At 58.6% G+C, this 19,621-nt stretch carries 11 protein-coding genes; 8 read left to right on the top strand and 3 right to left on the bottom strand.

The features are described from left to right. The first annotated feature begins 179 nt into the window (after nt 1-179). From K227x_RS13200 to K227x_RS13190, 3 genes are all read left to right on the top strand, one after another. Complete coding sequence (locus K227x_RS13200; protein ID WP_145170075.1) at nt 180-2,555, top strand: NfeD family protein; 2,376 nt, start codon at nt 180-182, stop codon at nt 2,553-2,555. Further along, on the top strand, nt 2,555-3,154 hold the full coding sequence (locus K227x_RS13195; RefSeq protein WP_145170073.1) for an NfeD family protein: 600 nt from the start codon (nt 2,555-2,557) through the stop codon (nt 3,152-3,154). The genes K227x_RS13200 and K227x_RS13195 overlap by 1 nt, the downstream gene beginning before the upstream one ends. Before the next feature lie 90 nt (nt 3,155-3,244). Next, on the top strand, nt 3,245-4,117 hold the full coding sequence (locus tag K227x_RS13190) for an EamA family transporter (RefSeq protein ID WP_145170071.1): 873 nt from the start codon (nt 3,245-3,247) through the stop codon (nt 4,115-4,117). A 167-nt stretch (nt 4,118-4,284) separates the two neighbouring features. Here the strand turns inward: K227x_RS13190 and K227x_RS13185 are convergent, their stop codons facing one another. Further along, entirely contained in the window at nt 4,285-6,873 is a 2,589-nt protein-coding gene (locus K227x_RS13185) for a heme-binding protein (RefSeq protein ID WP_145170069.1), read from the bottom strand. Nucleotides 6,874-7,341: 468 nt separating this feature from the next. Between K227x_RS13185 and K227x_RS13180 the strand changes: the two genes are divergently transcribed. Both K227x_RS13180 and K227x_RS13175 read left to right on the top strand, forming a co-directional pair. Then, complete coding sequence (locus K227x_RS13180) at nt 7,342-9,615, top strand: hypothetical protein (protein ID WP_218933984.1); 2,274 nt, start codon at nt 7,342-7,344, stop codon at nt 9,613-9,615. A 32-nt stretch (nt 9,616-9,647) separates the two neighbouring features. Next, nucleotides 9,648-13,964, top strand: coding sequence for an LVIVD repeat-containing protein (locus K227x_RS13175; RefSeq protein ID WP_246146775.1), 4,317 nt, complete (start codon nt 9,648-9,650; stop codon nt 13,962-13,964). A gap of 690 nt (nt 13,965-14,654) precedes the next feature. On the opposite strand, the gene K227x_RS31415 is transcribed toward K227x_RS13175, so the two are convergent. Then, nucleotides 14,655-14,786: a hypothetical protein gene (locus K227x_RS31415; RefSeq protein WP_261343442.1), complete on the bottom strand. Its 132-nt coding sequence runs from the start codon at nt 14,784-14,786 to the stop codon at nt 14,655-14,657. Between the two features lie 85 nt (nt 14,787-14,871). Between K227x_RS31415 and K227x_RS13170 the strand changes: the two genes are divergently transcribed. The 3 genes from K227x_RS13170 to K227x_RS13155 all read left to right on the top strand — a co-directional run bounded on the left by K227x_RS13170 (nt 14,872) and on the right by K227x_RS13155 (nt 18,036). Continuing rightward, complete coding sequence (locus K227x_RS13170) at nt 14,872-15,900, top strand: hypothetical protein (protein WP_145170067.1); 1,029 nt, start codon at nt 14,872-14,874, stop codon at nt 15,898-15,900. Nucleotides 15,901-16,232: 332 nt separating this feature from the next. Next, complete coding sequence (locus tag K227x_RS31410) at nt 16,233-17,090, top strand: hypothetical protein (protein WP_261343441.1); 858 nt, start codon at nt 16,233-16,235, stop codon at nt 17,088-17,090. 325 nt (nt 17,091-17,415) lie between these two features. Then, complete coding sequence (locus K227x_RS13155) at nt 17,416-18,036, top strand: hypothetical protein (protein ID WP_145170065.1); 621 nt, start codon at nt 17,416-17,418, stop codon at nt 18,034-18,036. A 443-nt stretch (nt 18,037-18,479) separates the two neighbouring features. Here the strand turns inward: K227x_RS13155 and K227x_RS13150 are convergent, their stop codons facing one another. After that, a complete protein-coding gene (locus K227x_RS13150; protein ID WP_145170063.1) occupies nt 18,480-19,607 on the bottom strand; it encodes a patatin-like phospholipase family protein in 1,128 nt (375 codons plus the stop codon). Between the last annotated feature and the right edge of the window lie 14 nt (nt 19,608-19,621).

The following is a 19,621-nucleotide window of genomic DNA, read 5'->3' as shown; positions in this document are numbered from 1 at the left end:
TTGGATCCGCGACGATGAACCGCCAAAACGGGCAATTCCTCGTATTTTCAGTCCCCAGCGGTGGCGAACCCTTCCGGGGGGCGTCATTGTGATCGCCGCCAACGCCGTTTTCAGATGCGAGCGCTATACTGAGCATAGACAAGCAATACGGCCTAGCCACCCAGATAAAGTTCGGACGCATGAAGTCGACGAAAAGAGAGTCATTGGTGTTCCCATCGGACAACGTGCTGACCCATATGCTGAACCAAGCAATGAGCAGGGAAATCATGTACACGTTTTTGACGTGCCAGCGGGCACTTAGCCGACGGTTCCTCGGGCCGATGGCGGGGTGTTGTTTCCTGGCCATGATCTTGGTGGCATCCATGGCATCGGCTCAGACGGCCGGCGACGACAAACCCAAGGGCGATTCATCGCCAAATTCCGGGAACCCAGCGGCCCAGGCCGCGGACGCGACGCCCAACGCGGCCGCCAACCCGGTCAAGGTTGGACAACTGGTCGATGTTTCGATTCCGATCACCAGCCAATCCGCCGCTGCGCTGGTGGACCGATTGAAAGCGATCGCGGATTCGACCGCGTCGGGACAACGGACCACCGTCGTGCTGCGTTTCCGCGGCGACGACGGGGGAACCGAGGACGCAGCCGAGAGTGACGAAACGGTTTTCGAAGATGCGTTGCGAGTGGCCAGAGCGCTGACCAGCACCGAATTGCGACAAGTTCGAGTGGTCGCGTGGGTCGATGGCGTTGTCGCCGGTCACACCGTGCTGCCGATCCTGGCATCCGACTTGTTATTGGTCAGCCCCGGCGCGGAACTGGTCAATGCTTCCCAAGGGGAACGAGCCGACTTGACGACGATCACGATCGTGTACGAGAAGATCGCTGCCCAGCGAGGTCTGTTCCCGGCCGCGGTGGTTCAATCGCTGGTCGATCCAAGCATCGAACTGGCGCGAGTTTCCAAAGCCGGCGGTCAACAATCCTTTGCGGCAGGCAGCGAACTACAGCAGCTGCGGCAATCCGGTGAACTGGTCAGCGAAGACATCTATTCGACCGCCGGTGTCCCGCTGCGTCTGAGTTCGAAACAGCTTCGCGATGCACGGATCGCGGCCAGCGTCGTGCAATCGGCCGACCAGGCGGCTGAACGTTTGGATCTGGCCAAGTTGGAATCATCCGACGTGAATCAGGCCTCGGGCGAAGCCGTCGGTGTCCTGTTGGAAGTCACCGGATCGATCGCGACCAGCCGCACGCGTCGTTGGCAAAGCAATTTGGATTCGACGCTTGGCAAACAAGACATCAACACCTGGATGATCAGCATCGATTCGATCGGGGGAAACCTCGACGACAGCGCGACGCTAGCCAGTTGGTTTGCGACGCCACCGCAACCACTGCGGTCGGTTGTTGGATACGTGCGTGGCGAGGCTCGCGGAGATTCCGCTTTGATCGCGATCGCCTGCAAACCGCTGTTGATGAAACCGGACTCAAGACTGGGTGGGCCCGGGGCGGAAACGATCAGCCCCGATGCTGTGCTCCGCTATGACGAACTGATTGAACAGGTCGCATCGGCTACCAACCGTCCGGCGGCGTTGATCCGCGGGTTGCTGGATCCGGAATTGGTGGTCTATCGATATGAACATGTCCGCACCGGACGGATTCGTTATGCGACCGAAGACGATCTGGTGTCCGGCGTGGAGGATCCCGAAGCCGAACGTGCCAAGTGGCAACAGGGCCCACGCGTCGAACTGGCCGACGGCCTGACCGCCGCCGAAGCGGTGTCCCTAGGCTTGGCGGATGGTGAAAGCGAATCGTTGGAAGCGGCATCGCGGAAAGCCGGGCTGGCCGCCACGCCGCCGCCGGTTGCCGATCGCGGATTGGTTCGATTGGTGGAACGTTTGGGGCGGAACCAGACTCTGTCGTTCTTGTTGCTGTTCGTCGGATTTGCGGCGTTATCAGCCGAAGCAAACGCGCCGGGGTTAAGCGTTCCGGGGTTCATCGCGCTGGTATGTTTTGGTTTGTTCTTTTGGATCAAATTTTTGTCGGGCACCGCGGAGTGGTTAGAACTGGTCGCGCTGGTGTTGGGGCTCACGTGCATCGCCATTGAACTGTTCGTGGTACCCGGATTCGGTGTGTTCGGGATCGGCGGTCTGGCGCTGACGGTGTTGGGCGTCGTGTTGATGAGCCAGACTTTTGTTGTCCCGCAAAGCGTTTATCAGTTGAACCTGTTTTCCCGCGGTGTCTGGTTGGCGCTGGGGGGCGCGGCGGGAATGGCGGGCGGATTCGTTGCGATGCGTTTCCTACTTCCCCACGTTCCTATTTTGAACGGGCTGGTGATGGAAGCTCCCGACGAATTGGCCATTTCCGAAGCCGAAAAGCTGGGCGACTTTTCTTACTTGCTTGGCCAACACGGGCACGCCACCACGCCGCTTCGTCCGGCGGGCAAGGCACGTTTCGGAGATGAGATTGTGCCGGTGATCAGCGACGGCACTTCGGCCCCAGTGGGGGCTCCGGTACGGGTATTGTCGGTGCAAGCAACCAAAGTGGTCGTCGAGATTGTGGAGTCGTGATGCCGTTGTTGTACTCCGTGTTACTGCTGCTTTTGTTTTACCTGCTGTTGGTAGGCGAGTTTCTGCTGCCCACCGGCGGGTTGATGGGCTTCGCCGCGGTGGCCGCGCTGATTTCGATGTTGGTGATCGCGTTCTCGCACAGCATGGCAGCCGGCGTCACGATGTCGATCATCGTTTTGATCAGTTCACCGATCCTGATGTTTGGACTGGTTCGCATCTGGCCTCACACGCCCATCGGCCGCCGCATGCTGAATCGCCGCCCCGGGGAATTGGCCAGCCCACCGACGGCGCGGACGACGCGTTCGGGCATTCCGCTGGACAAATTGGTGGGACGAACGGGAATCGCCAAAAGCGACTTACTGCCCAGCGGAATGATTTTGATCGATGGCGAAAAGTTGGACGCTTGCAGCATCGGAATGCCGATCGAAGCTGGCCACAGCGTGATCGTGACGCGATTCGTCGCAGGCCGTATTCAGGTGCGACGGCTGACCGAAGAAGAACAACAATCCGCTGCCACAGACTCCATCGGTGACTCGATGGTGGTTCCCCAGTCACCACCGTCACTGGAACAGTCGCTGGAATCACTGGACTTTGACTGATTCCGATAGCGATCAGAAACCACGGGGATCGTGCCAAACGGGAATGTCCAGCCCGGTAGTCGCAAAATCCAAGGCCGGTATCCTGATCGGATGCACCTTCTGCTCCCCTTGCTTGCCAGTATCCTTTTCGTCTGCGGATTGATCTTGGTCAAACGCGCCGGTGATGCGGGCGCAAGCACAATCACGACCTTGTTCTTTTCGAATCAGGCAACAGCCATCGTCTTCTCGGTGCTGTGGTGGTTCGGTGGCGAGCCGATCGACGTGAATCGGATGTGGCAGCCGGTCATGGTCGCGATCCTGTACCTGTCGGGATTGACCTTCACCTTTTTGGCGATCAGCCGAGGCGACGTTTCGATCGCGACGCCCGTGTTCGGCGTGAAGGTTCTGTTGGTCGCGATGCTGGTCACCACGATCGGGCACACGCCGCTTCCCAATTCGGTCTGGTACGCCGCGGTGATGGCGACCGCCGGCATCGGATTGATTCAGTGGACCGGTCGGGGCGATCCCAAACGTGTCTTGATCACAATCGCTTTGGCGGTTTCCGCCGCGATGTCCTACGCGACCTTCGACGTGTCGGTCCAGACGTTTTCCCCCGACTGGGGATTCGGACGGCTACTGCCGATCCTGTTTTGGTGCGTCGGACTGTTGTCGATGGCACTGGTTCCGTGGGTCCAGTGGGATCGCGTGCGGGATCCGAAGATTGCCAAGTTTCTGGTACCCGGTGTTTGCCTGGTCGCCGCGCAAGCAGTTTGCATCATCCTGACACTGGCCATCTTTGGCGACGCCGCGCGAGTCAACGTCGTGTTTGCCCTGCGTGGATTGTGGGGCGTGACGTTGGCATGGTGGGTTGCCCACCGGTTCGGAGGCAACGAAGCGCACCTGAGTCGTGGCGTCCTGTTCACTCGCTTGGCGGGCGCCGTCCTGTTGACGGCCGCGGTAGTGCTCGTGATCGTGCTTGGCTAACGCTTGGAATTGGCCAATCAATGGGCAACGCCAGTGATCGGGCCGGACTAGTGATCGGACCGGACTAGTGATCGGGCCGCACTAGCAAATGGGCCGGACTATCAAATGGGCAGGACGAGCAAATGGGCAGGACGAGTGAATGCCGCCGCCCCGTCAATGGCGGTTGCCTAGCCGCGTGGGTCACGATTGAATTTTTGGAATGGCAATCGGACGCCGGCGACCGGAAACTGATCGGCACGGATGGAAGCCGGTGCGGCGTACCCGACTTGTCCGGCGGATGTCACCACGTCGTCTTGATCGACTCCGTCACCGCTGACGCCAAAGCCGCCGACCAACTTCTCTGCGTCGTTGTCCAGGTACACCGGCGTGCTGCCCGGAAAGAACACGATCCCGTTCTGGTTGGCCAGCGGTTGCAGGATTTCGGTCCCGTGGATCTTCACCTCGGCGTCCCCAAGGTCACGGAAGTTGCGTCCGATGTTGAACGCATCGTACGCCAACACGGCCGGCGAATTGGGATCGCGATAGACGCTGATGTCCAACGGAATTCCGTCGCCTAAGTTTTCGGCCGTGATCGGATTGATGCCGGGCAGGCGTAAGATGCTTTGCGGCGCGATCAAACGACAAATCTCCGGTTTCTGTTCACACAGCGGATCAACCTTGTTCAAGCCATCGGCCGAATTCGCTGGCAACTCTTGGCCGGTGGGGTAACGCGGTTCGGCCAAAAACCGAAACGTTCGATTGGTGACTGCGGTGCCGACCGGCAGCGTGTCGCCGGCATTGTTCGACAAAGATGTGCTGATGGTTCCAAAGACACCGTCGCCATTGAAATCGATGCGGTCGGCATCCTGCAGAACGCCCGCGGTCGCGTCGGCGTAATAGACAACGTTTCTAGCTTTCGCGATCGCGACGTCGATGGAAAACACGGTCGCATCGGGCATCCGATACAGCCCCAGCAATTCGCCGGTCGAATCGGTGACCGCCATCACCATCGCCGTGCGTGCGCCGGGCCGGAACTGATTGTCGATGTCCAACCGAATTGCCGCGCGAGTGATCTCGGCTTCGCGAATTCCTTGATTGATAATCTGGTCAACAATCTCGGACGTCAGCCCCAGATCAACCTGCGAATCATGCGGCGCGATCAGCCACCCCTCCGGCACGGGTCGACCGTCCAACAAAAGGTCGCCGCCGGGGCTGACAACCTGCAGTTCCCCGGACACGAATCCGTTGCCGCCAAAGTTGGCACGGCCAATCTCGATCAAGCGATCGATCCCGGGAATGCGATGTTCGCGCGTTGGATTGGGTCCGTAGATTTCCAGCGTGATGCCGACCAGATCGATGCGTCCGTTTGGCAGCACGAACCGTTCCAGTTCAGGCAGATTTTGATTGAACTCACGCAGGTCTCGGCTGAAATTGCTATCGCCAACGACGATGCGCTGACCAGCCGCTGCGATGAAGGCCGCAAACTCGGCCTCCAACACCTTGTCCGCATTGGTCCGCGTCTTTTCGCTTTGGTTGATACCGCGAACGAACCCCTGTTCGTACGATGCAAACCCATCTTCACCGGGGAAGAACACTCCGATGCCGCCGACCAGATTGATCGAATCGCTGACTGGCGATGTGACGGCGTTTCCGAAGGAGTCGACGACGGTTTTGAACAGCGGGATGCCGCCGGGCAAGGTGGCCACACCGCGTGACTGGGCAGCGAAGTCGGTTTCGGTCTGAACGCCATACGATTCTGGCCAAGTTTGGAAGAAGTCTTCGGCACTTTCGGGAATGTAGGTTGGGTCACCGTTGAAACGAGTTCGCAAAGTGAAATCGTCGGCATCGCCCTTGATCTGGTTCGTACCGGCGTGCAGTTGGCTATCTCGGCTTTGGTGTTCGATCGCAAACAGGTCGACCTGAGGCGTGAAATTGACCTCCGGCGGAAACTTCCCCCCCACCCCGATCGGCGCTACAAACCCCGGTCCCTGGTATTCCCCTTGTTCGGCAACCGGCGACGACTGGACCTCGCGCTGTGTCATCGTCGATTGGCTCAGCGAACGGATGGTGCGGCTGGTCAACGGTGCTTGACCGCTGCTAAAGAACGCCGCCGTTCGTGCCTTGGCTACGGCACCGTCGATGGCAAACGAAAGTTCCTTGGAACCTTTCGGCAGCGACGCGTAGACGCCCTCTTCCACACGGACACCCAAGATCGTGCCGTTGCGGTCCACCACGGCGATGATCCCATCGTTGCTGCGAGTGGCGGCCGATGCACGCGACAGCAGTGTATCGACGTCGGCAGCCTGCAATTCGTTTTCAGAACCACCCACTTCAAAGGCATTGTTGAAGTTGGCCGCGAAGACCGAGTCGACCTCCGCTGCCTTTGGAAAGGCATCAAAAAACGAATTGACGTTCAACTCGCTCGGTTTCAGCGGCGGGTCTTCCCCTTCGATCAACAGGTCATTGACGACCAGCAACGCGTCCAGCGCCGTCACGTTGCCACTGTTGTCAACGTCCACCATCTTGATCCCGTCGTCCGCCGATGCGGGCGCGCCGAACTCACCCTCCGGCGACGACAAGCGGCTCAGATAGTTGATGACGTTCAAGGCGTCGATCGGCGTGACATCGCCGTCACCGTTGACGTCACTGGGCATCGCGGCGTTGTGAAGCGATCCGAGATCACCGGCCATCATCTGTCGCTTTTCCAGCGACTCGATGCGAAGTCCACGTCGATGGTTGCGTGGTTTTCGGCTTAGGTTGCGGCGGCCAATGGACATCGAATGACTCGAATAGTTTGTTAAAAGGAACGATTCATCCGGCGGCATCGCCTAACGACGCCGTCGCCAATATCGGCGGACCAGCGGATCCGATCGGGTCAGGCTGGCGAACCACCCGAATCGAAACTCGCCAAATCGAACCGCAGAAAATGAAACCATGCGGATTCGAAACAGGAGCGATCAAAATCACCAGGACTACCCTTTCTATCGGTCGGGCAGTCCGTGCCACTGTGGGATAGCTCCGATTGTGCAGGCAAACCCCGACCGCGGGGGCCCACCCATCTTAGTTCGCTTACCCCGTTTAACGACCGCGTCGCGGAAAGCTGTCAGCTTAACCGACAAAACTGGAATAACCGGAATATTCAATGCCAGCCGCAAGGCACCCCCGGTCGATATATCTTGACATCCTAAGTAGGGGGAAGGACGCCAACTGCACTTCGCAGATGGCATTCCTGCAAGTAGGTCTTGATGGCGACCGAGCAACAGCGGTCGCCGACAAGGCATCCATCGATGACCAGTTCGGGTAGCCCGATTCACATGCGATTTCATCCCTTTCAACGAAAGATGCTGCCGCTTGTCGCAGCCGCGTTGGGGATGATGTGGCTGCACATGGCGCCGTGTCGCAGCGTCGTTGCCCAATCACCGAGATCCGAAGCCGAAACCCATCGCGGTTCCGAGCTGCGAGAATGGTTGATCCAGGGACCATCGCTGAATTCCGCATCCAACGATCATTCAACCACCACGGGGAACTCATCGCACACGATCCAAACCGGTGGCGAATCCACGGGCATCCGGATGCATTTGTCGTCCCCCGCCCAGATCCAAGACACAGTCCCGGTCCCTGCTGAAACACCGGTCACCAACAAGACACCGACGACCGCACCGGCGCCCGAGAACCGCCCATCGACAAAGTCGTTCGGCGAATTGTTGTCAGACATCCGACCATCCGACGTCACCTGGGACGGCGAAACGGTACGTCCCGATGTGTTAAGAGATGCGGGTCAGCCAGCCGACCGGATGCCGCCGATCGCGGCTGGCGAAGACCACACATGGCCGCTACTGAAACACCGTCGTGACTTCCCCTACGGATTCACCGGTCCCTCGGGCATAGCGCCGACCGAGCAACAATCCAGCAGCCACTTCATCCCCGTCGAAGACCGTTGGCGTCTGGGGCAACAGGATTCGGATCGATACGGGAGACAGCATCCGGTGATGGATGACTACCCCGGCGTCAAAGGAACTTGGTGGGATCCGTTCAATCAAAACGTGTGGAAGGGTGACTTTCCGATCATCGGACAACATACGTTTTTAAATATTACCGGCATCAGCGAAACGCTGATCGAAGCCCGCCAATTGCCGACCCCCACGACTCCATTCGAATCGACTCGGAACCCCGGGCAGGCCGAGTTCTTCGGCGATCCCGACTCGGTATCGGTGATCCAAAACACGGCGATCGCGATTGACCTGTTCCATGGCAACACGTTCTCCAAGCCGGTGGATTGGCGTGTGAAAGCCGATTTGGTTTTCAACACCAACAACTTTCGCGCCGAAGAACTGGGCGTCGTCAGCCCCGACGTTCGTGACGGGCTGAACCGCAATCGCAATGACGTCGCGCTGCAGGAGTGGTTCTTTGAGTTGAAACTGGCTGACATCAGCCCGTACTACGACTTTGCTTCCGTACGTGCCGGCAGCCAATTGTTCGTCAGCGATTTTCGCGGCTTCATCTTCAACGACATCAACCGCGGCGTTCGCCTGTTCGGGACCCGGCACAGCAATCGTGATCAGTTCAACCTGATCTGGTTTGACCAGACCGAAAAGGACACCAACAGTCTGCTGAACCGACTGGATGACGACCGTCATCAGAACACTTGGATCGCCAACTACTATCGCCAAGACTTCTTGTACCCCGGGAATGTCGCGAACGTATCGTTCCACGCCAACCACGACCAAGCGACGGAAGAATTTGATCGCAACAACTTTCTGGTGCGTCCAGATCCGGTCGGTGTTGCGATCCCACACGACGTCAAGTCGTACTACTTTGGTTGCGCCAACAATGGTCACTGCGAACGGTACAACTTCAGCAACGCGTTCTATTACGTGTTCGGCAAAGACGACCTGAATCCGATCGCGGGCAAAGAGGTGGATATCAGCGCGTACATGTTCGCGTCGGAGATTTCCTACGACCGGGATTGGGTGCGGTTTCGGACTTCGTACTTTTACAACTCGGGCGATTCCGACCCCAACGACGACACCGCGACCGGATTTGATGCGATTTTTCCGGAACCCAACTTTGCTGGTCAAGAGTTCAGCTTTTGGGGGCGTCAAGCGGTACGCCTGTTTGGCGTCGAGTTGACGAATCGCGAGGCTTTGGGGGCCAATATGCGGAACACGAAGTTCCAGGGACAAACGAATTTCGTGAACCCGGGACTGCATTTATTCAATCTTGGTCTCGACGCGGACATTACCCCCCGAGTAAAGACGATCAACAACCTCAATTTGCTGTGGTTCGACGAAACCGAGGTCTTGGAGACTTACTTGTTTGTCAATGATGTGGACAAGTTCATCGGAACGGACATCAGCACGGGCCTGGAATGGCGTCCGCTGTTGAACAACAACGTGTTGGTTTTGGGTGGTTTGGCAACATTGATTTCGGGGGAAGGGTTCGAAGATCTCTTCCGCACGCTCGAAGGCGATACGCGAAACCACGTCGCCGGTTTCCTGGAACTGGTGTTGGAGTACTAGCGAAGCCAGCCCCGCCGCAAAAGAACGGATTCATGAAACGATTTGTCCTGACCATCGTTGCTCTGTTTCTAGTTCTGCCACTGTTCTTCACCAGCGACGCCCGCGCTCAATCGCCGGTCCAACGAATCGCAAAACTGCGAGCTCTATTTGGCGGTGGCGATGCCAACGACGCGGCCCCAACGGGCACCGATTCGGATGCCACCGCCGTCGCCGCACGCACGGGCGCAAACAACGCAGCGTCTGAACAAACGGCCGCCTTCCCACCGGGCGATCGCCCCATGCCGACAGCGACAGGCGGACCGCTGGGTCCGTATCCGACGCCCAACGGGTTGTTGCCCGGTGCGGTGGTTCCCCCCAATCGAATCCCGCTGCCGCCAACCTACCACGGACGACTGGTGTCCGATGACGGAGCGGCGCCAGGACCTGCCGGCGCCAAAGAACCCGATGTGGGCCGCCGCGGCGATGATCCTTGGGATTTAGCCCGCCGGTTGGGAGTCGCCGACAACCCGTCGTACCCGATTCCCGAAGACCTTCGGCACGTCGATCAAATGCGGCAGACGCCCGGTGATGCGTTTATCAAAAGCGAAGGCTGCATCCACTGCCACACCGACGTCGGGCACATGCACCCGATCAACAGCGTCAACATTGGATGCACCGATTGCCACGGCGGCGACGCATCCAAATTCGACATCCAAGGTGGACATGTTTGGCCCAAGTTTCCGGCCGCGTGGAAAGACAGCGCGAACCCGGTCCGCAGCTACACACTGCTGAACCATGAATCACCCGATTTCATCCGGTTCATGAACCCCGGTGACCTGCGGGTTGCGCACATCGCCTGCGGTCAGTGCCATGCCAACGAGGTGCTGCAGATGCGTAAGAGCATGATGACACACGGATGCATGCTGTGGGGCGCAGCCCTGTACAACAACGGCGGCACCGATGAAAAGTACGCTCGGTACGGTGAATCCTATTCGATGAACGGGGCACCGCAGATCATGCAAACGGTCCCACCGCCGACGGTCGAAGAGACGCGGGAAAAAGGCGTGCTGCCGTTTCTGCAGCCGCTGATCCCCTATCAAGTGTCCCAGCCCGGAAACGTGCTGCGGATCTTCGAACGCGGTGGCCGTTTCAAAGCCGAAGTGGGCATCCCCGAAGTCTTGGAAGAACCCGGCCGCCCACGCGAAAGATTGTCTGTCCGCGGTTTGGGTACGGAGAATCGTACCGATCCGGTGTTCATCGGTCTGGCCAAAACACGTCTGTTAGACCCGACACTGAACTTTCTTGGGACCAACGACCACCCCGGTGACTATCGCAGCAGCGGATGCAGCAGTTGCCACGTTCTGTATGCCAACGACCGCAGCGAAACGTCCAGCGGGTTCCTAGCCAAATACGGCAACGGTGGCACCGCAGCGGCGGAAAGAGACGAATGGGTTCAGTTCATCGATCCGATGATCCGCAAGGACCAACCCGGGCACCCGATCCAGCACAAGTTCGAACTACGGATGCCCACCAGCCAATGCATGGTGTGTCACATCCACCCCGGAACGAACGTGCTGAACAGCTATCTGGGATACATGTGGTGGGACAACGAAACCGACGGCGAACTGATGTACCCCGAGGAACAAAAACATTTGACGGCCGAGGACTACATTCGCGCGACCGAATCGAATCCCAACGAGGCGGCCGCAAGGGGACATTGGTCGGATCCCGAATTTTTGGCCAACGTCACAGATCTGAACCCGCACCTGGAACACACTCAATTCGCCGACTTCCACGGACACGGCTGGGTATACCGAGCGGTGTTCAAAAAGAATCGTGACGGCACCCTGTTGGATTGGCGTAACGAACAGCTTGATCACGTCGAAAACGTGCACCTTCGGCAATCGGTTGCACCGACCAGCCCAGCGGAGAAGCAGAACGGAAAATGTCGCCCCGATGCGCCCGTCCATCTGATGGACATCCACATGGAAAAGGGCATGCACTGCACCGACTGTCACTATTACCAGGACAGCCATGGCAACGGAAAACTATACGGCGAAGTCCGTGCCGCGATCGAAATCCAATGCATCGACTGTCACGGTACCGCCGAACAATCGTTGGTCGAAAAAATCGAAGCGCAAATCCAAGCCGGCCAGGCACCGCGATTGCCAACCAGCGGCCCAGCCGCACCGCCGGCCGCCGACGGACGTCCCGGTGGGACCAACCTGTTGGCGCTGCGAACGACCTTCAACACACCGCGGTTCGAAGTCTTGCGAGAGCCTGGGAAACAGCCACGATTGATCCAACGTTCGACCGTCGAACCGGATCTGTATTGGGAAGTCGTGCAGACCGCCGATACGGTTCGCCCCAACAGTGATTCATACAACCCACGTTCCCATGCGGCGAAATCGGTTCGGTTGAACGAGGCCGGCCAAGTGGAATGGGGCGGAACCAGCCCCCAGGATCTGGCAAATTGCGCCCACCGCAATGACAACATGTCATGCATCACCTGCCACAGTTCTTGGAACCCAAGCTGTTTCGGTTGTCACCTGCCGCAGCGAGCGAACATCAAGTCACCCGAACTGCACAACACGGGCGACATGACACGAAACCGAACCAGTTACAACTTCCAAACCCTGCGTGACGACATCTTCATGCTGGCCCGCGATGGCAACGTGACCGGAAACCGGATCGGTCCGGCGCGAAGCAGTTGCGCGATCCACGTGACCAGTTACAACGCCAACCGGGAAGCCATCTACACCCAGCAACAGACGATTTCCGGCGACGGCATGTCGGGCATCGCGTTTAGCACCAACGTGCCGCACACCGTTCGCGGCGGTGCCGGTTGGGAAAACGAATCGGACCACGGATTGTCCGGAGTTTACGAAACCAAGTCGTGCACTGATTGTCACCTGTCCGGACGCAACGACAACAATGCGATCATGGCTCAGTTGATGATGCAGGGCACCGGCTTCACCAACTTCATCGGCAAGTACTGTTACGTCGCCGCCGGTGAACATGGATTCGAAGCGGTCGTCGTGACCGAAACGACGGAACCGCAAGCGGTGATCGGCAGTTCGTTGCACAAGATCGCCTATCCCGAAAACTTCGAAGAGCACATCCATCACGATCGTGAACTCGAACATTCGCACGAACATCCCGGCCGTGACATCATCGAAGCCCTGTCGCTGAGATTCCGCAAACCCGAGATCCTGGATCTGCAGCACCGCGGTGAATACATGTACGCCGCCTGTGGCAAAGGCGGGCTGCGAGTCTTTGATATCGCGTTCATCGATCACAAAGGTTTCAGCGAACGGATCACGACCGCGCCCGTTTCGCCGCTTGGCCAACGACTTTATGTTCGCACCAAGTTCGCTACGGGAGTCGCCGCACCAACCACCATCGCGCCGGACCCGACGCGACTGCAGGACCCCACCAACGAAGAATCTGCCGTTCACCCGCTGTACGGATACCTGTACGTATCGGATCGCGAAGAAGGCCTGATTCTGGTCGGTGCCGGAACGCTGTTGGACGGCAACCCACTGAACAATTTTCTGGAACGGGCACTGACCTTCAATCCGGATGGAATCCTAAATGGTGCGGAATCTGTTTCGATCGTTGGCACCTATGCCTACGTTTGCTGTGCCAGTGGCTTGGTGGTGGTAGATCTAGACGATCCAACCAACCCCAAGGTGACTCACGTCATCGGACACGACGAACTGGACCACCCGCATCAGGTGGCCGTCCAATTCCGGTACGGGTTTGTCACCGATCACCACGGCGTGAAGGTGATCGACACCCACGACCTGGCGCATCCGCATGTCGTTCACGAAGTCGAACTGGACGACGCCCACGGCATCTACGTGGCTCGCACCTATGCCTACGTTGCCGCCGGCAAACACGGTCTAGCGATTCTAGATATCGAGAACCCATTGGCGGCTCGGGTCGACCAGATGTACGACGCCGATGGGTGCATCAACGACGCGCACGACGTCCAATTGGGGATCACCAACGTATCTCAGTTCGCCTACGTTGCTGACGGAAAGAACGGATTGCGGGTGATCCAACTGACCAGTCCGGAAGTGCCGGGCAACGACGGTTTCAGTCCACGCCCGATACCGTTCTTGGTCGCGTCTTATCAGCTGCCCAAGAATGGGCACGCGCTTGCGATCAGCCGCGGCATGGACCGCGATCGCGCAGTCGACGAAAGTGGCAATCAGATCGCTGTCTTCGGTCGTGTGGGGGCCCGCCCACTGTCGAAAGACGAGACCCAAAAGATGTACCGACGCCCGGACGGTTCGACCTGGTACACCAGCGACAATATTTTCGACGACCGATTCTTTCGGTTCCCCGCATCGCTGAAGCGGTAAGCCGCGACGGACCAGCGGTTTGCCGTGCCCGTTTCCTAAAAACAAACCGGCCGGTTAGTCCCGGTTTCGCCGCCCTAAACGGCATCCAGCGGCGACATGGTCCACGGGCTCCTGAAGTACTGGGCAGCCTGGGTCGTCGTTCCAGGTCCAACCCCCTGATGGCGTGGTTAGCGACGGCTGGCGCGTTCAAACTGCGTGGGTTGCGGGTCTAGGCACTGTCCGGACGGTCACGGCGATTCGGTGAACCGAAAACCACCAACCGTCAAAGTCGACTTAACCGCGCCACGAGTCACGCGAACCAACTCGGTTGACCGTTTCGACAGTTACGATCCGAGCTGGCGGCAAAATCGGTCGATCCCTTTCATTACCGGCAAGGATCAGCAGTGTGGTTGATCCGGTGCTAGGAGCCTTGTTGCGACGAGGCTCTGACAAAGCTGAGCGGTTCGGATCTGTGTCAACGTCGAGTGGGATTGCGTGGACACGGTGACGAGTTTCTCTCGTGGTTTTTGAAAACAAACGGTGAGACAACCTTTCGAGGTTGCCTCGCCGTTTTTTTTTGCCTGAACCGCATGAACGCAAAACCGCCGCCAACACATTCATCGCCAACACATTCATCGCCAAGCCGTTCAGCGCTGACGACGTTCCATTCAACGACGTTGGCAGACACCCCACCGCGGACAGCGGCCACCGCTATCCAGGAAACTGGACCAGCGGTTCTTCCCCCCGCCGGCCTGGCAGGATTCCAGAATCGCAGCGGATTGCCAGTGCGATCGGGTTTTCGCGTTCAGGTGGCTTCTGTCCGACCGCGGAATGTGGCATCATTTTTATTCGAAAGGCTCTCGTTGCCGTTCGCGATCAGCGTCGCCATCCATGATCGGTCTACATTTCCACCGTTTGGGATACTCCCGTGATCAAGATTCGCTCTTTTCGAAACAGCGATCTGCCGGCGATGGTCGACGTGTGGTTGGAACATTGGGCTTCGGTGGGGCCGGTCCCGCGAGTCAATCTAGCGCGGTTGGAGCAGGCGATCGTATCGCGAACCTTTTTCGATCCGCATTGGTTGCTGGTCGCGGAAGCCGAGACACAACCCGAATGCCAGGGGAAACAGTCACTGCTGGGTTGGTGTCACGTGATTCCCGGTACCGCGGCGGAGGACATCGATCATGAAAATGGCGAAGTCCGTCCTGCCCTCGCTGGCGCCGGTGGCGATCCAGCGCTGGCACAGGATTCGTCGTTTGCGACGCTGGCGGCGCTGTGTGCCCGTCCGGCACAGGCGGCTGAAGTCGCTCCGGCTTTGGTGGCGGCCGCAATGGATCACGTCCGGTCGGCGGGTTGTCGATCGTTGCTGGCGGGTCTGATTCGCGACGACGTGGGAGGGTACGCGGGGCTGGAACCGTTTGGACACGGAATTGGCGTGCTCAATCACGACCAAGTCTCGGTCACGACACTGAAACAAATGGGATTCGAGCCGATTCATGCGCTGACCCGTTTGGTGGCTAGCCTGCAGTGCTATCGACCGCCGGTCAGCCGCGAAGCATTGCAATTTCGCCGGACGGCATCGACGCAGTCCCAATCGATCATTCCGACGACTCGGCGTCTGGCGGCCGGCTTGTCGCACTTGGACATCGAAGAGTTTCGACTGGTCGATCGATCCGGCCAGGTGCTGGCCGAGATGGCGTTTTGGTTCAGCGATCCCGAGGCCGAAGTGCTTTGCCCGTCGACCGCAATTCTGGATCTTCGCCAATCCCAGGCTCGCGGGGAACTGTCGTCGGCCGAGAGCTATTTGATCGCCGCGACCATGCAGAGCCTTGTCGAACGCAACGTCATGTCTGTCGAAACGGCCATCGATTCCGAGAAGAAAACGCTGGTCCAGCAGCTGCAACGAATTTGCTTTGACGCGACGGACGAGGGCCAAGTTTGGGGATTGGTGCTATAGAGGCGCCGTTTTCTGCGGATTTTTCCGATTCCGGTGGGTCTACCGGCCCAGAAGGCGACCGATTCGGTCCGGCGAGCGGTTTCTGCTTGGTACGGCCAGCTAGCGGGACTATGATAACGCGAGAACGGAAATTTCGTGTTTTCGGCAGGCGTCCTCTGATCCAGAGGCCTCCGGCTAACCCGGGGGGGGTCGACCAATCCCGCCGGTACAAGCAGACCGCAATCGCGCAGTCGCCTCATCCGTTTTTCGAAACCCTACCATTTGCGTCAGCCATGATGCCCTTTTCTCCCAGTTTGGCTGACGAGGCGAAATCAACTCAAAGGAACGTCTCCGTGATCACTTTGCCCAACTTGTCTCGTCGGTTCGCCGGTATCGCGGCCACCGCATCAGTCCTTTCCTTGTTGGCTTTGCCGATGTCGGCTTCGGCCGAAAAAGTAAGGGGAGACGTCGATGCCGTGACGGCTGAATTGTTCGCCGCCATGGATGCGGGCCAAATCGATGTAAAAATCATCCCTCAGGACGCGACCAAAGCCAACGTGCTGATCCGCAACATGACGGACAAGCCGCTGAATCTGAAGTTGCCCGAAGCATTCGCTAGCGTGCCAATCCTTGCTCAAGGCATGGGAATGGGCGGTGGCGGTATGGGCGGCGGCGGAATGGGCGGTGGCGGCATGGGCGGCGGCGGTGGCGGTGGCGGTCAAGCCGGCGGCGGTGGCATGGGCGGCGGCGGCATGGGCGGCGGTGGCGGTATGGGTGGCGGCGGCATGGGCGGCGGTGGCGGCTTCATGCGAGTCCCAGCTGAACGGATGATGAAGGTTGCCGTTCAAACGGTCTGCCTCGAACACGGCAAACCTGATCCCAACCCACGCATGGCCTACAAGATGGTCCCGCTAAGCGAGTTCACCACGGACCCGAGCGTCCGAGTCCTTTGCGAATCACTCGGCTATGGACAAGTCACACAGAACACGGCTCAAGCCGCTGCTTGGCACATCATGGACAACATGTCCTGGCAAGAACTGGCTGCCAAGAATCGCGTGGAAAGCAAGTACACCGGCAACGTTCGCTGGTTCTCGAACATCGAACTTCGTACCGCCCAAGTCGTGGTTTCCGAAGCCGGCCGAATCGCCCGCGAACGTGAATCGGACAGCGAGTACGTCGAAAGCGAATACGTTCCTTCCGACGAAAGCTAGTCCGCAATCGCTGACCACTCCAATCAAGCGAACCGTCGACCACGATCTGCCGTGGCCGACGGTTTTTTTATGCGCTCGCGGAAAGCCCCATCCCACCATCACCGGGCAACATCCGTCGACGCCATGCGACATTCTCTGCAATACCGCAGCGACCGTGCGGCAGCCCTGCGGCGATCTGGAATCCACGCCGTTTTCATCGCTCCCCCCGATCATTCGCAAGCTATCTTCCCAGTGTGGTCGATCCGTTCTCGAAACGACTGCACTGGTCGATGAGCTGCGGCCAGTCAACGATTCCCAGTCCACCAATGTTCATCGCAATCGCAAAATGATGCTTCCGAAACGAACCGTCTTTGCCGCTGCAGCTGTCGCCGCCGTGGGGATTTTCATCAGCCTGCCCGTGACTGGCAATGATCCAAACGCACTGGCCTCAGGCAACGAATACTTAGCGTTCCGATTGCCTTTGTGGAAAACGTCACACTTCGACGATGCCGCCCAAGCGGAAAAGCAAATCGCAAGGCTGGCCAAATTTGGATGCGAGACCAAGCAGGACCAGAACAACGTTTCTTATCGCTGCACGAATTGGTGTTCGATCCAGGGCGAAAGCCCCCGGCAGAGTCAGCGATGGGGCCAGTGGCTGACCACGCTAGGTTTTGAAATATCGCACGTCGAGATTGACGAAGCGTTCACGCGAGGAAACGAAGTCATCGAATTTCGGATGCCCGATTGGAAATCAATCCAAAGTGACCGCTCGAGACAGCAGCAACAATTCGTTGACTACCTGCGCCGCCTGGGTGTTGAGGTCGAGGTCCAAAAGCACCAACACCACAGCGAAATTCGATACCGAGCCCCCACGTGGCGAAACCTTCGCTTCGGCAACCAAGATAGCGCCGACCAAACTAGAGCCTGGTTAAAACAGCAAGGCTTCGAAGCTCGCTATCGCTACTAGAGTGTCACCAGGCCCATCGAGCGAAATGGGGCGAGAGTGTAGCGTAACAGCTCCATGATCGGGCTAGCCGATTGGGCGATAGCCTGAACCCTAGACCCAAACTGGGACGCGGCACGGCCACCGTTCGTAGTACCGCCTTTACGCGGAATCAGCTCTCGACCGCCTCGGAGAGGCGAAAGCATCATGCCGGTGGCCTTGGGCCACCGGAACTTGGCAACCCCCAATGATCTTGTCGGCCATCGCTAACCGTGGGGCAAGCCCCACGGCAAAAAGCGTTCGCCTCTGCGAGGCTAACTTGGACGCTCTGTGCAGGCGGAATCAGACGCAAGACAGCCAAGCACCCAGCCGGCTGAAGCCGGTACTACGAACGGTGGACGACGAGAACCGAATTCAGATTGTTGGCGAGGATAGGAAAGCAGAAGGGGTGCGTTTTTGCAGACCCTTTAGGCAGCTTTGAACCAGACGTGATTGCGTGGTTGGCGCTCGATGACTTCGTTGCAGTGAGTTGAAAGCGTCGCATCGGCAACTTCGAAACCGTGGCGGAACAACAGACTGAACTCGCTGTGTGTCAGTCGCCGAAGCGTGGTTTCGATTTCCGAGGCACGCTTGACTTCATCATCCGTCAGGTTGGGTTCGCCACCTGCGGCGCTGCGAGCGTAAACCCGCTTGGTACGCAGCCCGAGACGCAGGTAGGCTCCCGTTCCCGGGTTCTGTTTGAAATAGTCCATCAGCATCCGTGCTCGCAAACTGCGGACTTGGTCGGTTGCGACGTCGACCAAACGGCGTGACGCCTCCAAGAAGCCAGGACGCCATTTCATTTTTCGCTCTTCGCTGCCAAGCGGACGCGACGCATCGCAAACGATCAGAAAATCGGTCCCCTCGCGCAATCCATCGCCAGGCTTGAAAAGTGATTCGACCCCCAAGTTGTCATACACGCCGCCATCCCACAGGTGCAGACTCTTGTACTTGGGTTGGATCGAACACCAGTCATCGTTGCGGTATTCGCACCACTGATAGCGGCGTGACTTGACGATCAACGGCCCGATCAGACCGGGGACCGCCGCTGATGCGGCCAACGCGTGTGACAACCGAAAATCGGGATTCGTGATGTATTTGGTTTGGTAGTCGCCCATCAAGTCTCGCTGAAATCGCCAGTTCTTACCGGTCTGGTAACAGGTCGCGTTGATGATCCACTGAGGGGACACCGGCAAATCAGCCAGATTCCCCGTAATGTTCCACTGCCTTTCCAGCTCGCCGCCCAACACACCAGCTCGGCCTGATACCAGTCGCCAAGGAAACATCAGCGACTTGATCGCGTAGGCCCACTGCACGTTCCGAGTGGTCAGCAACGAATGAATCTGCGGCACCACGTCGTGCAGGTATTCAGCACTGCTGGGCCAGCGATTTCCCGTCGCCGCGAAAACCAGCCCCGCCGCCAAACTGCCGCCCGATACGCTGGAGATGACCTTGACGTTGCCGAGCAGATCTTGACGGGCTAAACGGGCCAACACGCCCAAGTGGAATACCGTCGCTCGTACTCCGCCACCGGAGAAGGCTAGTGCGATCTGCATGGTCAGGAGTTGAA

Origin of the sequence: Rubripirellula lacrimiformis (assembly GCF_007741535.1) — a bacterium.
Taxonomy (GTDB): Bacteria; Planctomycetota; Planctomycetia; order Pirellulales; family Pirellulaceae; genus Rubripirellula; species Rubripirellula lacrimiformis.
Note: the sequence above shows the minus strand (reverse complement) of the source record. Positions and strands in the feature narration are given on the sequence as shown.

Excerpts from the sequence above, each read along its gene's own strand:
- K227x_RS13150 (WP_145170063.1), bottom strand. The coding sequence starts at position 19,607 with ATGCAGATCGCACTAGCCTTCTCCGGTGGCGGAGTACGAGCGACGGTA.
- K227x_RS13185 (WP_145170069.1), bottom strand. The coding sequence starts at position 6,873 with ATGTCCATTGGCCGCCGCAACCTAAGCCGAAAACCACGCAACCATCGA.
- K227x_RS13190 (WP_145170071.1), top strand. The coding sequence starts at position 3,245 with ATGCACCTTCTGCTCCCCTTGCTTGCCAGTATCCTTTTCGTCTGCGGA.
- K227x_RS13180 (WP_218933984.1), top strand. The coding sequence starts at position 7,342 with ATGGCGACCGAGCAACAGCGGTCGCCGACAAGGCATCCATCGATGACC.
- K227x_RS13200 (WP_145170075.1), top strand. The coding sequence starts at position 180 with ATGAAGTCGACGAAAAGAGAGTCATTGGTGTTCCCATCGGACAACGTG.
- K227x_RS13155 (WP_145170065.1), top strand. The coding sequence starts at position 17,416 with ATGATGCTTCCGAAACGAACCGTCTTTGCCGCTGCAGCTGTCGCCGCC.
- K227x_RS31415 (WP_261343442.1), bottom strand. The coding sequence starts at position 14,786 with ATGATGCCACATTCCGCGGTCGGACAGAAGCCACCTGAACGCGAAAAC.
- K227x_RS13195 (WP_145170073.1), top strand. The coding sequence starts at position 2,555 with ATGCCGTTGTTGTACTCCGTGTTACTGCTGCTTTTGTTTTACCTGCTG.
- K227x_RS13175 (WP_246146775.1), top strand. The coding sequence starts at position 9,648 with ATGAAACGATTTGTCCTGACCATCGTTGCTCTGTTTCTAGTTCTGCCA.